General features: G+C 68.8%; 13 protein-coding genes. 7 read left to right on the top strand and 6 right to left on the bottom strand.

From position 1 onward, the window contains the following. Positions 1-17 precede the first annotated feature (17 nt). On the bottom strand, positions 18-1,247 hold the full coding sequence (locus tag MRBLMI12_RS12465; protein ID WP_363356791.1) for an amidohydrolase: 1,230 nt from the start codon (positions 1,245-1,247) through the stop codon (positions 18-20). Between the two features lie 142 nt (positions 1,248-1,389). Between MRBLMI12_RS12465 and MRBLMI12_RS12460 the strand changes: the two genes are divergently transcribed. The 4 genes from MRBLMI12_RS12460 (at position 1,390) to MRBLMI12_RS12445 (ending at position 7,961) form a co-directional block, all read left to right on the top strand. After that, entirely contained in the window at positions 1,390-2,385 is a 996-nt protein-coding gene (locus MRBLMI12_RS12460) for an Lrp/AsnC family transcriptional regulator (RefSeq protein ID WP_363356790.1), read from the top strand. A gap of 171 nt (positions 2,386-2,556) precedes the next feature. Beyond that, positions 2,557-3,771 (top strand): MFS transporter, encoded by a 1,215-nt coding sequence (locus MRBLMI12_RS12455; RefSeq protein WP_363357051.1) that lies wholly within the window; start codon positions 2,557-2,559, stop codon positions 3,769-3,771. A 136-nt stretch (positions 3,772-3,907) separates the two neighbouring features. Then, positions 3,908-5,410, top strand: coding sequence for a flotillin family protein (locus MRBLMI12_RS12450; protein ID WP_363356789.1), 1,503 nt, complete (start codon positions 3,908-3,910; stop codon positions 5,408-5,410). Between the two features lie 184 nt (positions 5,411-5,594). Continuing rightward, complete coding sequence (locus tag MRBLMI12_RS12445; RefSeq protein ID WP_363356788.1) at positions 5,595-7,961, top strand: arylsulfatase; 2,367 nt, start codon at positions 5,595-5,597, stop codon at positions 7,959-7,961. A gap of 9 nt (positions 7,962-7,970) precedes the next feature. Here the strand turns inward: MRBLMI12_RS12445 and MRBLMI12_RS12440 are convergent, their stop codons facing one another. After that, positions 7,971-8,627, bottom strand: a complete 657-nt coding sequence (locus MRBLMI12_RS12440; RefSeq protein WP_363356787.1) for a response regulator transcription factor — start codon at positions 8,625-8,627, stop codon at positions 7,971-7,973. Continuing rightward, positions 8,624-10,027: a sensor histidine kinase gene (locus MRBLMI12_RS12435; RefSeq protein WP_363356786.1), complete on the bottom strand. Its 1,404-nt coding sequence runs from the start codon at positions 10,025-10,027 to the stop codon at positions 8,624-8,626. The genes MRBLMI12_RS12440 and MRBLMI12_RS12435 overlap by 4 nt, the downstream gene beginning before the upstream one ends. Before the next feature lie 110 nt (positions 10,028-10,137). On the opposite strand from MRBLMI12_RS12435, the gene MRBLMI12_RS12430 reads away from it, so the two are divergent. Further along, positions 10,138-10,827: a DedA family protein gene (locus MRBLMI12_RS12430; RefSeq protein ID WP_363356785.1), complete on the top strand. Its 690-nt coding sequence runs from the start codon at positions 10,138-10,140 to the stop codon at positions 10,825-10,827. Between the two features lie 41 nt (positions 10,828-10,868). Here the strand turns inward: MRBLMI12_RS12430 and MRBLMI12_RS12425 are convergent, their stop codons facing one another. After that, a complete protein-coding gene (locus MRBLMI12_RS12425) occupies positions 10,869-11,471 on the bottom strand; it encodes a hypothetical protein (RefSeq protein ID WP_363356784.1) in 603 nt (200 codons plus the stop codon). Between the two features lie 155 nt (positions 11,472-11,626). Here MRBLMI12_RS12425 and MRBLMI12_RS12420 point away from each other — a divergent pair, with 155 nt between their 5' ends. After that, positions 11,627-12,070: an SRPBCC family protein gene (locus tag MRBLMI12_RS12420; RefSeq protein ID WP_363356783.1), complete on the top strand. Its 444-nt coding sequence runs from the start codon at positions 11,627-11,629 to the stop codon at positions 12,068-12,070. Positions 12,071-12,089: 19 nt separating this feature from the next. On the opposite strand, the gene MRBLMI12_RS12415 is transcribed toward MRBLMI12_RS12420, so the two are convergent. Continuing rightward, the gene (locus MRBLMI12_RS12415; protein WP_363356782.1) at positions 12,090-12,503 is read right to left on the bottom strand and encodes a hypothetical protein; all 414 of its coding nucleotides are present in this window, start codon (positions 12,501-12,503) and stop codon (positions 12,090-12,092) included. A gap of 209 nt (positions 12,504-12,712) precedes the next feature. On the opposite strand from MRBLMI12_RS12415, the gene MRBLMI12_RS12410 reads away from it, so the two are divergent. Next, positions 12,713-13,621, top strand: coding sequence for a hypothetical protein (locus tag MRBLMI12_RS12410; protein ID WP_363356781.1), 909 nt, complete (start codon positions 12,713-12,715; stop codon positions 13,619-13,621). A gap of 34 nt (positions 13,622-13,655) precedes the next feature. Here the strand turns inward: MRBLMI12_RS12410 and MRBLMI12_RS12405 are convergent, their stop codons facing one another. Continuing rightward, the gene (locus tag MRBLMI12_RS12405) at positions 13,656-14,246 is read right to left on the bottom strand and encodes a dihydrofolate reductase family protein (RefSeq protein WP_363356780.1); all 591 of its coding nucleotides are present in this window, start codon (positions 14,244-14,246) and stop codon (positions 13,656-13,658) included. Between the last annotated feature and the right edge of the window lie 56 nt (positions 14,247-14,302).

Here is a 14,302-nt window from a genome sequence, read left to right as displayed (position 1 = left end):
CGCGTCAGCGGGGCCGGTCACGCCTCGAGCGTGGTCCGGGTCGCCCCGACGGGGCGCTCGGCGGTGCGGTGGAGCAGGTCGGCGCGCAGGGCGTCGTCCAAGGCGACGTCGAGCACCGTCCACGCGAGGATCGTGGCGGCGTCGATGACGGCCTCGTCGGCTGCGGGGGTGGCCGCAGCAGCGGTGAACTCGGGGTTGTGGGCGGGGCCCGTCTGTCCGAGGAAGGCGATGGTGGGGTGGATCGAGGGCACGACCTGCGACACGTTCCCCATGTCGGTGGAGCCGCCGCCCATCTTCGCCTCGCCGATCGTGCGGCCGCGCGCCACGAGGTTGCGGTCCCACAGGGCGCCGAGCGATGCGTCGTGCTTCACGGGCGCGTAGGGATGCTCGGTCGGAGACCACTCCCAGCGGCATCCCGTCGCAATGGCCGCGCCTTCGAAGCACGAGAGCACGCGCTTCTTCATGTCACGCCACACGTCGATGTCGTACGCGCGCAGCTCGACCTGCACCACGGCGCGGTCGGGGATGATGTTCGTCGCCTCTCCGCCGTGCGAGACGTACGCGTTGAGATTCGTGTCCTTGGGCAGCTGCTGGCGGAGGAAGGCGACGGCGGTCTGGGCGATCGCGGCGGCGGACGCGGCGTTGAGCCCCTGCTCCGGCATGCCGGCGGCGTGTGCGGTCCTGCCGTGGAAGACGACCTCGAACCGGTCGACGGCCGTCGCGCTGAAGGCCGTCGCCGAGATGTCCTCTCCGGTCATGCCGTGCACCATGAGCGAGAAGTCGACGTCTTCCCAGGCGCCGGCGAGAAGCATAGCCACCTTGCCGCCGCCGTGCTCCTCCGCAGGCGTGCCGAGCAGCTTGACCCGCACGCCGGCCGCGTCGGCGAGGGGTGCCAGCGCGAGGGCCGCGCCCACTCCCGAGGCGGCGATGACGTTGTGCCCGCAGCCGTGGCCGATGCCGGGAAGCGCATCGTACTCGGCGCAGATCGCGACGGTGAGGTCGCCGGTGCCGTACACCGCCTCGACGGCGGTGGCGACGCCGTACGCCCCGACCTCGACGTCGAAGCCGGCGTCCTGGAGCGCCCGGGCGACGAGGGCTGCGGCGTGGTGCTCCTGCCACGACAGCTCGGGGTTCTCGTGGATCGCGTGGCTCAGGCCGATGAGCTCGTCACGGCGTGATTCGACGTTGTCGGCGGCATGGCGCTTCAACTCGGTGAGGGTGACGGCGTCGGTCGTGATGAGGCTCACGATGGTCCTTTCGTCGGTGCGATCGATGCGGCAATGGTGCGCTTGTGCATGTTTCGAACACGTGAATCCGCGGGCTATCTGCGCTAGATCGATGTTCGATGCGTCAGAATTGCGCTACCGATGCCCTCTCGGAAGGCCGCCAGTGCAGGAGATCACCCTCGATCCGATCGATCGAAGACTCGTCCATGCCCTCCAGATCGAGCCGCGTGCGAGCTGGAACGAGCTGTCCCCCGTCATCGGCGTCGACGCCAGCACGCTCGCGCGCCGGTGGGCACGGCTGCGCGAGGAGGGCATCGCGTGGGTCACGGGGCATCCCACGATCGGGCAGGTGTCGATCATGGAGATCGACTGCGAGCGGGCGAAGATGGATGCCGTCATCCAGGAGCTGCAGCGCGACCCCGCGGTCTACGTTCTCGACGTCACCTCCGGGTCACGCGATCTCATGGCGATCGTCTTCGCCCCCGACATCGCCGGGCTGTCCGACTATTCACTGCACCGCCTGGGCAGGCTCGACGGCGTCCGATCGGTGCGCACGCACCTCGTCAACGAGACGCTCATCGACGGCGCGAGCTGGCGGCTGCGCGCGCTGGAACCGGCCGAGGCCCAGGGCGTCCGCCCACCGAGGCCGCCGCGGCCCCGTGCGGCGCAGCGCGTGCCCGACGACCTGCGGCAGGCGATCGAGCGCGAGGTGTGGGCGGACGGCCGCGTCCCGATCGCCACGATCGCCGAGCGCAGCGGGTTCGCGCCGCAGCGTGTGGCCGATGCGCTCGCGACGCTTCGCGCGAGGGGAAGCCTGCGCTTTCGCACCGACATGGCGCGCGCGGCATCCGGCTGGCCCATCTATGCCTGGTACTTCGTCGAGGCACCGGCACAGGTGCTCGAGGTCGCCCGCACCGCCATCACGTCCGTGCCCGAGGTGCGGCTCGCGATCACCGCGGCCAGTCGTTACAACCTCATCCTGGCCGTCTGGCTGCGGCGGCTGGCCGACGTCAACCGGTTCGAGCTCGCCCTCGAGAACGCCCTGCACGGCGCCCGCATCGGCGACCGTGCCGTCGTGCTGCGGATCGCGAAGCACATGAACCAGACCGTGGGCGCCGACACCCGCGCGACCGGCTTCGCCGGCCCCGCCTCCGTATAGCGGCGCGAGCGCCCGCCGCGGCGACCCCGTGGACGGCTTCGGCCGGGAGGGATACTGTCGCGGTGTCGGCCGAAGACCCCGTGGAAAAGAGGCGGTGCCGCCATCTCCAGGACCAGTTCCGCGCCATCGCTGCCCACTCCCCGCCGAGTGCAGGGCACGTACTACACGCTGATGCTCGGCAACACGCTCGCAGCGTCCTTCATCTGGGGCATCAACACCCTCTTCCTCCTCGACGCCGGGCTCACGAACCTCGAGGCCTTCTCGGCGAATGCCTTCTTCACCGCCGGGATGCTGATCTTCGAGATCCCGACGGGCGTCGTGGCCGACACCGTCGGGCGCCGGGCGTCGTATCTGCTCGGCACCATCACGCTGGCGGTGACGACCGTCATGTACTGGCTGCTGTGGGTCTGGCATTCGCCGTTCTGGGCCTGGGCGATCGTGTCCGTGCTGCTCGGACTCGGCTTCACGTTCTTCTCCGGCGCCGTGGATGCGTGGCTCGTCGACGCGTTGAAGGCAACCGGCTATCCGGGCAGCCTCGAGACGGTGTTCGGCCGGGCGCAGATCGTCGGCGGCATCGCGATGCTGTCGGGCTCGGTGCTGGGGGGTGTCCTCGCACAGGTCACGAACCTCGGCGTGCCCTTCCTCGTCAGAGGCGGAATCCTGCTGGTGATGTTCGTCGTCGCCGCCCTCCTGATGCGGGATCTGGGCTTCACACCTGACCGCAGCCAGAGCCCGCTGCGGGCGACGCGCACGGTGCTGCGGGCGTCCTTCCATTACGGCCTCGGCGATCCGCCGGTGCGCTGGCTCATGCTCGCGAGCCCCTTCACCGCGGGTGTGGGCATCTACGTGTTCTATGCGCTGCAGCCGTATCTGCTGGAGCTGTGGGGCGACGAGGAGGCCTACTCGATCGCCGGGCTCGCGGCGGCTCTGCTGTCAGGGGCCTCCATCGTCGGCGGCGCGCTGGCACCCTGGGCGCGCCGGCTCTTCCGCCGCCGCACCTCGGCGATCCTCCTCGCCACGATCTCGAGCGCCGTGGTGCTGATCGGGCTCGGGCTGATCCGCAACTTCTGGGTCGCTCTCGTGCTGGTGGCGCTCTGGGGCATCGCGTCGGCGATCGACGACCCCGTGCACCGCGCCTACCTCAACGACATGATCCCCTCGAAGCAGCGCGCCACCGTGCTCTCCTTCGACTCGCTGATGGGTTCTGCGGGCGGGGTCGTGTTCCAGCCGGTGCTGGGACGAGCTGCGGATGTCGGAGGATACGGCGCATCGCTGCTCTGGAGCGGTGTGATCTCGGCGGTCGCCGTGCCGTTCGTGCTGCTGAGCAGGGCGCAGCGCCCGCCGGCCGACACGGCTCGCGAAGTCACCGCGCCGGCGGATGCGTAGCGGTTCGAGGCGGCACGGACGCTGAACGGCGCGCTGGCGACCCGCTTCCGGCCCCTGCGGTCGAGGGACATGCCTGGTTGCGCATAGATTCGGTGCATGGCCCGCAATCGGCGGGCTCAACCTGGAGAACCCCCACATGGATCTGTTCGGCCTCATCGGCATCGCAGTGGCTGCCGGAGTCATCCTCGTCGTCGTCCTCATCGGCTTCATCCTGTTCCGCGCCTGGTACCAGGTGCCCAAGGCCGACGAGGCCATCGTCATCGTCGGCAAGAAGGCCCGCGACAGCACCGAGGGCGAAGCGAACAAGATGACCGTCATCAGCGGTCGGGGTGCGTTCGTCAACAAGCTGACGCAGCGCTCCGACAAGGTCTCGCTGCGGTCGCGGCAGATCAAGTTCGAGCCGACCGCTCAGACCATCAACGGTGTCACCATCGACCTGACCGGCGTCGCCCTCGTGAAGATCGGCTCGACGCCCGACCAGGTCCGCCGCGCCGCGGAGCGATTCGCGTCGCAGGACGATGCGATCGTCGTCTTCACGACCGAGCAGCTCGAAGGCGCGCTGCGCGGCGTCGTGGCGAAGCTGACCGTCGAGCAGGTCATGCAGGATCGGCAGAAGCTCAGCGACGAGATCGCGCAGGGGATCTCCGGCGATCTGCTCGCGCAGGGGCTGGTGCTCGACTCGTTCGCGATCCAGGGCATCACCGACAAGAACAACTACATCTCCGCGCTCGGCGCCAAGGAGGTGCAGCGCGTCAAGCGCGAAGCGGATGTCGCAGAGATCGACGCCACGCGCGAGGTGAAGAAGCGCCAGCTCGCCGCCGACGAGGCCAACCTGATCGAGCAGACCGCCCTCGACAAGAACACCGCCGCCGCGAAGTCGGAGGTCGGCCGGGCGAACGCGCAGGCCGAGCAGTCCGAGAACCTCGCCCGCGCCGAGGCCGAGCAGGGCGTGCTCCTGCAAGAGGCCAACAACACCCAGGCACGACTGGATGCCGAGGTCAAGAAGGTCGCCGACGCCGACAAGTACAAGCAGCAGACGCTGGCGGACGCCGAGGCCTACCAGCAGCAGATCGCCGCCGACGCGGAAGCCTACAAGCGCGAGAAGAACGCCGAAGCGGACCGCAAGGTCGCCCAGGAGCGCTCAGATGCCGAGGCGTACGCGGTGAAGGCGCAGGCCGAGGCGCGTGAGGCGTCCGCCTCCGCCGAGGCTGCAGCCGTCCGGATGAAGGCCGAAGCCGAGGCCGCCGCGGTTCGCGTGCAGGCGGAGGCCGAAGCGGAGGCGATCCGTCTTCGCGGCAATGCGGTCGCCGAGGCCGTCGCCGCCGAGGCGGCTGCACTGCGCGAGAACCAGGACGCGATCCTCGCGAAGGAGATCATCGGACAGCTGCCGCAGCTCATGGCGGAGTTCGCGAAGGGCTACGAGAAGATCGGCACCATCACGATGATCGGCGGCGACAGCGCGGCGACGCACCTGGCCCGTGAGCAGTCGGCGAGCCTCACGGCGACCTTCGAGAGCGTCAAGGCGGCCACCGGACTGGACCTCGGCGCGGTCGTGCAGGGCCGGTCCTTCGGTCGCGGCGTCGCAGAGGGGACCCAGGTGACCACCACGCCCGTCGACCCGGAGCCCGTCACCTCCTGATCTCGTCCGTCGTCAGCGCCCGCCTGCGATGCAGGCGGGCGCTGTCGTTCGGTGCGAGGGAGACCGGCGGGAAGTCGACCGTCGCTCTGTGCAACGCTCGCGCCGGCATCCGTTCACTCAGATGAGGTGATGTGCGCGCGGCGGTGTGCGGTAGCGTGCGCTTGGGGAACCGAGGAGGAAGACAATGACTGTCGATCGCCATGCCCGCACGATGCTCCCGATTCCCGACCGGCCGCGCCCGGGGTTGACCACCTACGACGCGAAGGACCCCGCAACCGCGTATCCGCCCATCGAGCCGCTGCTGCCACCCGCGGGCGCGCCGAATGTGCTGGTCATCCTTCTGGACGATGTGGGTTTCGGCGCCTCGAGCGTGTTCGGCGGCCCGTGCCGCACACCAGTCGCAGAGCGACTCGCGGCCGGGGGCCTCACGTTCAACCGCTTTCACACCACGGCCCTGTGCGCGCCGACGCGGCAGGCGCTCCTGACCGGCCGCAACCATCACTCCGTGGGTATGGGAAGCATCACCGAGACCGCGACCTCGGCCCCGGGGAACAGTTCGCTGCGCCCCAATACGAAGGCGCCGCTGGCGATGACGCTGAAGCTCAACGGCTACTCGACCGCCCAATTCGGGAAGTGCCACGAGGTGCCCGTATGGCAGTCCTCGCCGATAGGCCCGTTCGACGCGTGGCCGTCCGGAGGTGGCGGGTTCGAGACCTTCTACGGCTTCATCGGCGGCGAGAACAACCAGTGGGAGCCCGCGCTCTACGAGGGGACGACGCCCGTCGAACCGCCCGCGACGCCGGAGGAGGGCTACCACCTCACCGAGGATCTCGCCGATCGGGCGATCGGCTGGATCCGCACACAGAAGGCGCTCGCTCCCGACAAGCCGTTCTTCGTCTACTTCGCGCCGGGAGCCACCCACGCACCACATCATGTGCCGGCCGAATGGGCGGACCGGTACAAGGGTGAGTTCGCGGACGGGTGGGACGCGCAGCGCGACAAGACGTTCGCACGCCAGAAGGAGCTCGGCGTCATCCCGGCCGACGCCGAACTGACCGCGCGGCACGACGAGATCCCCGCGTGGGACGACATGCCCGAGGACCTGAAGGCCGTGCTCGAGCGCGAGATGGAGGTGTACGCGGGGTTCCTCGAGCACACCGACCATCACGTCGGAAGAGTCCTCGACGCGGTCGAGGATCTCGGGATCCTCGACGACACTCTCGTCTACTACATCATCGGCGACAACGGCGCCTCGGCAGAGGGCACGGTCAACGGCGCCTTCAACGAGATGGCGAACTTCAACGGCATGGCTGCGCTCGAAACGCCCGAGTTCATGCGGTCCAAGATGGCGGAGTTCGGCTCGCCGACCTCGTACAACCACTACGCCGTCGGCTGGGCGTGGGCGATGGACACCCCGTTCCAGTGGACCAAGCAGGTCGCCTCGCATTGGGGAGGCACCCGCAACGGCACGATCGTGCACTGGCCGCGGACGATCCACGACAAGGGTGGCCTGCGGTCCCAGTTCACCCATGTCATCGACATCGCACCGACGATCCTCGAGGCGGCCGGGCTTCCCGAGCCGACACAGGTCAACGGCGTGCAGCAGTCGCCCATGGAGGGCCGCAGCATGCTGTACGCGTTCGAGGACGCCGACGCCCCCGAGTCGCACGACCTGCAGTACTTCGAGATGTTCGGCAACCGCGGCATCTACCACCAGGGCTGGAGCGCCGTCACCAAGCACCGGACGCCCTGGGTCATGGTGGGCGGCGCACTGCCGGCCTTCGACGACGACGTGTGGGAGCTCTACGACGGAGCGACGGACTACAGCCAGGCGCGCGATCTGGCGAGGGAGCACCCCGAGAAACTGCACGAACTGCAGAGACTCTGGCTGATCGAGGCGGTCAAGTACAATGTGCTGCCGCTCGACGACCGCACCGCCGAGCGCCTCGACCCCGGGATGGCCGGACGACCGACACTCATACGCGGCGACTCGCAGCTCTTCTTCCCCGGGATGGGCCGGCTCTCGGAGAACAGCGTCGTGAGCATCAAGAACCGCTCCTTCTCCGTCACCGCGGAGGTCGACATTCCCGAACACGGCGGACAGGGTGTCATCATCGCGCAGGGAGGACGGTTCGGAGGATGGAGCCTCTACCTTCTCGACGGTGCCGCCCGTTTCATGTACAACACGCTCGGCATCCACCGCTTCACCATCTCGGCCGGAAGTCCCGTCGCCGCCGGTACCCACCAGGTGCGGGCGGAGTTCGCCTACGACGGCGGCGGCCTCGCGAAGGGCGGTGACGTCACCATCTACTACGACGGCGCCCCGGTCGGCACCGGCCGCGTCGAGATGACCCAGCCCATGGTCTTCTCGGCCGACGAGACGACCGACATCGGCTACGAGTCGGGCACACCCGTGAGCGACGATTACACGCCACAGACCAGCCGGTTCCGCGGCCGCATCAACTGGGTGCAGATCGACCTCGGCGCCGACGACCACGATCACCTGATCGACCCGGACGAGCGGGTGCGGATCGCAATGGCCCGCCAATAGCGACCGCCATCAGTCCGCCGCGACGATCCCGGCCCGATATGCCAGGACCGCGGCCTCGACCCGATTGCGCACGCCGAGCTTCACGAGGATGGAGCTGACGTAGCCCTTCACCGTGCCCTCCACGAGGTGCAGCTGCGTTCCGATCTCGGCGTTCGAGGCGCCGGCCCCGAGCAACGCCAGCACCTCCCGCTCACGATCGGTCAGGGCCGCGGCCGACTCGCGAGCCTCGGCGCTGCGCACACGGTCGCCCTCGCGGTACGGCGCGATCACGCGGCGCGCGATGTCGGGAGAGAGGTAGGCGCCGCCCTCCGAGACCGCGCGGACCCCCGCGATCAGCTCGCGCGGATCCGCTGCCTTCAGCAGGAACCCCAGTGCGCCACCGCCGAGCGCGCGCTCGATGTAGTCGTCCTCGCCGAAGGTCGTCAGCATCACGATGCGGGTGCCCGGCACGGTCGTCGCGATCTCGGTGGCCGCGCTCAGGCCGTCGAGGACCGGCATCCGGATGTCGAGCACGGCCACATCGGGACGGTGACGCTGGCTGCCGTCGATCGCCTCGCGGCCGTTCGCGGCCTCGAACACGACGTCGATCTCGGGGTCGGACTCGAGTATCGCGCGCACGCCCGCCCGCATCATGGCCTCGTCGTCGGCGATGAGCACGCGGATCATGACGCCTCCAGCAGTGTCTTCTCGACGAGCACACGCTGATCGAAGCACAGGCGGTACGTCGCGTCGGTGAAATGCAGCCAGCCGTCCCGCGCGGCGAAGTACTCGCACTCGGCTCCGTCGGGCATCGGGGGCTCGGCAACGATCGGCACAGGGCCCGGGATGCCCGCAGGCAGCAGCGGGGCGAGCTCAGCCCGCGTCGTGCGCAGTTCGATGCTCTCGTACACCTCGGACGTGATCGCGGTGTGCCCGAACGTGATCGCCTGAACGACCACGAAGCCGACGAGGGCGAGCCCGAGGATCACCGCCGGGACGATCGTCGCCTGCCAGACACGCCGGCGCGCCGTGCGCGCATTGGAACGCAGCGCTGGGTCGGGAGCATTCAGCGGACGCTGCGCGACAGTCTCGGGGCGCATCGGCGCGAGCAGCCTCAGCTCGAAGCCGCCGTCCTGCCGCGAATCCGCGTCGAGGGAGCCGCCGAGCAGCTCGGCGCGACGGCGGAGGCTCGGGATGCCGTGACCACTGCCCTGCGTCGCGGCCTCGGTCGACCCCTTCGAGACGATCGACACCGTCATGCCGCCGGCCTCATCCCGCGCCACGTCGATCACGACCCCCGCGCCGACAGCGTGTCGCGCGGCATTCGTGAGCCCTTCGCGGACGGTCCGCGCGGCCAACTCGGCGATGAGTGGATCCGCGGCCGAGACGACCCCATGATCGATGCGCGCTTCCACCCTCATGCCGGCATCGCGTGCCCCCGACACGAGCGCATCGATGCCATCGCCGCCGCGGGGATCGATTCGGCTCGGGCCTTCTTCGGGCCTCGTCATCCGCACCACGTCCCGCAGACGGTCGCTCGCCCGCACCGAGGCCTCGCGCAGCGCACGGAACTGCTCGCGCTGCTCGGAACTGAGACCCCGCCCGAGCTCGAGGGCACCCGCCTGCACCGCGATCAAGGCCAGCTCGTGGCCGATCGTGTCGTGGAGGTCATCGGCGATGCGCGCGCGTTCTTCCGCCTGCGCGCGGTCGGCGAGGATCGCGGCATCCGATTCCCGCTGCTCCTCTCGCAGCATCCGGTACCTGCCGAACCACCATGGAGCGACGACGGTGAGCAGTGCGATGAGGACGCTCGCCATCCAATCGCCGAGCGGCGCGGTGCCGGGCATCACGTAAGAGACCGGGAGCGAGACTGCCAGCACGACGGAGAAGGTGACCACGGCCGGGACGAGCCCGACCATGTGGCGCCCGGCCAGGTAGCCCGCGACCGCTGCCGGGATGAGGCTGAGCACCAACGCGGAGTCGCCCCACCGCGCCAACGGAAGCGCGATCGACGTCGCGAGGAACAGGAGGACGACGCCGAGCGGCGTCGACCACGACCCTCGCCGCAGACGGCCGGCACGGAGCATTCCCCCATCGTAGGAAGACAGGCGCGTGCCGCAGGACTGACGAAAGTAAGGTGCCGTCCCCTCCTTCGGTCGGATGTGCCGGTCTCTGACCCGCTCGTAGCGTCGCAGGCATGGACCTCCTCGCGACACTGACGACCCTCGTTACCGACCTCGCGGCATCGCCGTGGGTGTATCTGGTCGTGCTCACGGTGTGCGTGATAGACGGGTTCTTTCCGCCGGTTCCGAGCGAGACCGTCGTGGTCGGAGCCGCCACCGTCTCGGTAGTCACGGGCCAGCCGAACCTGCTGCTGCTCATCGGCACCGCCGCCGCAGGCGCCATCATCGGGGACAACATCGCGTACCAGCTCGGCCGGGTACTGGGCACGGACCGCTTCCGGTGGATGCGGACGACGCGCGCCACCAGCGCGGTCGATTGGGCGCGGCGCGGGCTGGACCGCCGCGGAGCGCTCCTCATCTTCACCGCGCGCTACATCCCGGTGGGCCGTATCGCCGTGAACATGACAGCCGGTGCCACGGGCTACCCGCTTCGCCGGTTCCTGCCGCTGTCGATCGCAGCCGGAGTCACCTGGGCCGCGTATTCGGCGATCTTCGGCATTGTGGCCGGGCAGTGGCTGCACGACCAGCCGCTGCTGGCCATCGTGCTCGCGATCGTGGTAGCCGCGGTCATCGGGACGGTGATGGATGCCGTCATCCGGCGCATGCTCAACCGCGCGTCGGGTGCGGCCCGCGTCGAGCCGGACGTCGAGCCACCACGCAGCGGAAGCCCGCAGGCCACCGTGGCCGGGCTCCCATCGGAATAGCCTCCACGGCGACACGAACAAGGCGTCGGCCGCGCGCGGGGCTATCCGAAGGTCTCGAGTGCGTGACGAAAGGCGTCCCTCGAGGCCATCGTGGCCTCGGTGATCATCAGCGCATTGTGGCCGACTCGCCTCGTGTGCTCGCCGCGGCAGGGGATCGTGACGATCTTGGTCATCCCTGCTCGCCAGGCCCGCACGACCGCATCGACGTCACGTCGCAACGGACTGTCTTCGAGGGAAGCGCGTCGGGAGGCGATCTTCGCCTCGAAGTTGGCTTGGTCCCAGTCCCGATGGGAAGGGTGGTCGAGCGCGTCGGGTCCGAACTGATCGCGCCATGTCGGACCGACGATTTCCTGAAGCGCGTCGAGTCGTTCGCGAGAACCGCTCGCCGTCCGCCTGAGCCGCTCGTGCAGCGCCGGGTCGGATTCTCTGCCCGCGTGCTGCAGTGCCGCGACCCACAGCAATGGCCAGGCGTTCTCCCACTCCTGCAACGTGGGCGCCGCCGGCGGCTGGTCGAGTGGATCGCGGCGAGGTGTGTCACTGAGCAGCGGAGGCAGGTCGTCACCGCGCGGGTGAAGTGCATAGGCCTCTCTGATCCACAGCAACTCGAGCAACGGTGCCGACCTGTCTTCGACCGCGATCACCATGTCGTGCGGCCACGGGTTTCCGGGGATCGGGTTGGTGGATCGCATGTTCCTCCGCTCGAAGACTCAACCATCGTGACGGAAATTGGCTCGACCCGGAAGCGCCCCCAGCACCCCGCGCGCGCGGCGTCCGTCTCGCCAGGCGTGAGGATGGATCCGTGCCTTCGACATTCACCCTTGTCACCGAATCGTCGCACTCAGTCGAGGCGCTCTTCGACCTCTCTCTCGACATCGACGCGCACGTGGCCTCGATGTCGCACTCGAAGGAGCGTGCGGTGGCCGGCGTGACGACCGGACGGATCGGTCTCGGCGAGAGCGTGACCTGGCGAGCCCGTCACTTCGGAGTCTGGTTCACCCTGGCCACGAAGATCATGGAGCTGGACCGACCCGCGCGGTTCGTCGATCAGCAGGTGCACGGCCCCTTCACGACATTCGTCCACGAGCACCGGTTCGAATCCACCGAGACCGGATGCCGCATGACCGACCGCATCACCGTCGGCTCGCCCATCTTCGGTCGGTCGGCGGAGCGACTGATCCTCGTCCCGTATCTCCGCCGGCTCATCGCCAGACGAAACAGGCGTCTTCTCGGCGCCCTGGCCTGACGCCCTGACTCAGCGTCTCTCAGTGCGTCACGGTCGATGTGGTCGTCTCTTTGTCGAACCCCGCCGACAGGTGGATCGGTCCGAGGTCGATCGACACCTCGTAGTGGTGCGTCTCGGTCGTGGTGCTGGTGGAATCAGCAGCGATCTCGGCAGGCCCCTTCTCGGCGGGTGTCGCCTTGGTCTTGGCGATCGAGACCCGCGTGTCGAGACCCGCCTCTTTGAAGATCTCCTCGACGCTCGCGCCGGCCTCTTTGTGTACGGCGTCGATGAGCCGTTGGGCGCGACCTTCATCGTCTGCGATCGCGCCTGCGAGCCGCTGGAGATCCGATGCGATGCCTTGCAGGTCCGCTCGATTGTGCAATCCGCGGGAGAAGTCCGGCGTGGAGCTGCCGGCGGACCCGGCAACCTCGGCTTCTTGCCCTTCCTCGTTCATGGTCGACCCCATTCGGCGAGCCATGGGGGCTCGCGCTTCGCGGTCATCGTAGAACCGGACAGTGCGCCTGTCTACGCCACCGGCCAGGGCGCGATTCCGATGCCGCTCTCCGACGTCACCCGCCGATCATCATGTGAACGTCGGCACCGATGTCAGGCTCGTTCGCGACGCCCCTTTCCCCGTGTGGGGCCCGGGCGGACAATGAGCGTATGGATGCCCCGCTGGGGTCGGGCGAGTTCGTGGAGATGGACGAGTTGGAGCGTCTGCGACGACGCGCCTACGGACCGGACGCCGACATCGCCGGGGACGCGGAGGCCGAGGGGCGTCTCGCGGAGTTGGAGGCCGCCCGACGCCGACAGCTGACGAACGTGGATGCCGCCGCAGAGGTTCCTGCTCAGGTCGGGAAACCGGTGGCCGTCGCTGCACCTGTCGATGGGCCGGGCGCGGATTCGACATCGATCCTGCAACCTTCGGACGAGGCGTTCGCCGAGAGTCTGCCAGGCCGAGGGTCGGTCACCGAGCAGGACCCCAGGAGGAGGCCGGTCAGCAACGGAACCCCGGCGGCACCGTGGTGGCGTCGCCCCCGCAGGTTGGTGATTCTCGGCGCCGCGATCGCTGCCCTCGCCCTGATCGCAGGCTACGTCGCCGGGACGTCGCGGCTCCTTGCTCCGGTGTTGACTCCCCCGGCCGAGTCGTCCACGGTGCAGATGCCGCCCGTACCGGACAGCTTTCCTCAGGGCCTCTACCTGCCCTCACCGCACGAGATCCTCGCACTGAGGTCGGTCGGCGAAGACGCCGATCGGCCGAACGATCGGCACGGCGTTCTCGAGTCGCTGGGTATCAGCCCCGATGAGCTGCGGCGCTACCAGAACTTCGACGGTCTCAACATCTGGGGCGGTGAGTCTCGTTACGGCATGGCATGCCTATTCGTGGCCGTCCCCGTTCAGGGAATCCGCGAGGGATACAGCGCCGAAGGGTGTTCCCCCGAAGGCTTCGACACCATTGCGGAACTGCCGCAGCAGGGGACCGACAGCGTCATGCGATTCGTCCTGGGGAAAGACCACGTCAGCGTGTACGTCTACGAGAGGACCGCGGATCCGAGGGGGTCGCAAGGCTAGCGCGACGTCGGCACCGGACTCTATCGAGCCCCGCTCAGATCGGCGAGCGGCGCACCCGGTATTGCAGGTGAAGCACCCGGTTGCCCTGAATCACCACCTCGGGATCCTCCAGCAGGTGCTCCGCGTGAACCGGCCCGAAGTAGCGCTTGCCAGACCCGACCACGACGGGTGCGACGTCCATGCGCACCTCGTCGATCAGACCCGCAGCGAGCACCTGCCCACCGACGTCGCCTGCGGCGACCTCGATGATGCGCTCACCCGCGAGCTCCTGCGCCTTGGCCATGGCTGCCTCGACCCCGTCGACGAAGTGAAACGGCGCCTCGGGATCCCAGCCCTCGGGCGGCGGCCGGTGCGTCACGACGACCACGTGGTCGACGCCGCTGGGAGGCGTCCCGTCCCAGCCATCCGTCACGTCGAACACGTGGCGGCCGACGATCGTCACCCCGATCTGGTCCCAATACGGCCGGACGTAGTCGTAGGACGCCTGCGAAACCTTCAACACGCCGCCCTCGTCCAACGGCACGTCCCCGCTGAGCAACCAGTCGAACAGTGGTCCGGGCTGATCATTCTCGTCTGCGATGAATCCGTCCACCGAGACCGAGCTGTACAGGACGACTTTGCCCACGACCCGCTCCTCTGCTTGGCTGCCCCTAAAGTAGCGCGTCCGCCGTGGCCGGGCCA

Origin of the sequence: Microbacterium sp. LMI12-1-1.1, assembly GCF_040676455.1 — a bacterium.
Taxonomy (GTDB): Bacteria; Actinomycetota; Actinomycetes; order Actinomycetales; family Microbacteriaceae; genus Microbacterium.
This window is presented reverse-complemented; position numbering and strand designations above follow the sequence as displayed.

What these genes read in the sequence shown, in the direction of transcription:
- MRBLMI12_RS12425 (WP_363356784.1), bottom strand. Translation starts at nt 11,471, where the DNA reads ATGGTGATCGCGGTCGAAGACAGGTCGGCACCGTTGCTCGAGTTGCTG.
- MRBLMI12_RS12435 (WP_363356786.1), bottom strand. Translation starts at nt 10,027, where the DNA reads ATGCTCCGTGCCGGCCGTCTGCGGCGAGGGTCGTGGTCGACGCCGCTC.
- MRBLMI12_RS12410 (WP_363356781.1), top strand. Translation starts at nt 12,713, where the DNA reads ATGGATGCCCCGCTGGGGTCGGGCGAGTTCGTGGAGATGGACGAGTTG.
- MRBLMI12_RS12450 (WP_363356789.1), top strand. Translation starts at nt 3,908, where the DNA reads ATGGATCTGTTCGGCCTCATCGGCATCGCAGTGGCTGCCGGAGTCATC.
- MRBLMI12_RS12415 (WP_363356782.1), bottom strand. Translation starts at nt 12,503, where the DNA reads ATGAACGAGGAAGGGCAAGAAGCCGAGGTTGCCGGGTCCGCCGGCAGC.
- MRBLMI12_RS12430 (WP_363356785.1), top strand. Translation starts at nt 10,138, where the DNA reads ATGGACCTCCTCGCGACACTGACGACCCTCGTTACCGACCTCGCGGCA.
- MRBLMI12_RS12445 (WP_363356788.1), top strand. Translation starts at nt 5,595, where the DNA reads ATGACTGTCGATCGCCATGCCCGCACGATGCTCCCGATTCCCGACCGG.
- MRBLMI12_RS12455 (WP_363357051.1), top strand. Translation starts at nt 2,557, where the DNA reads ATGCTCGGCAACACGCTCGCAGCGTCCTTCATCTGGGGCATCAACACC.
- MRBLMI12_RS12440 (WP_363356787.1), bottom strand. Translation starts at nt 8,627, where the DNA reads ATGATCCGCGTGCTCATCGCCGACGACGAGGCCATGATGCGGGCGGGC.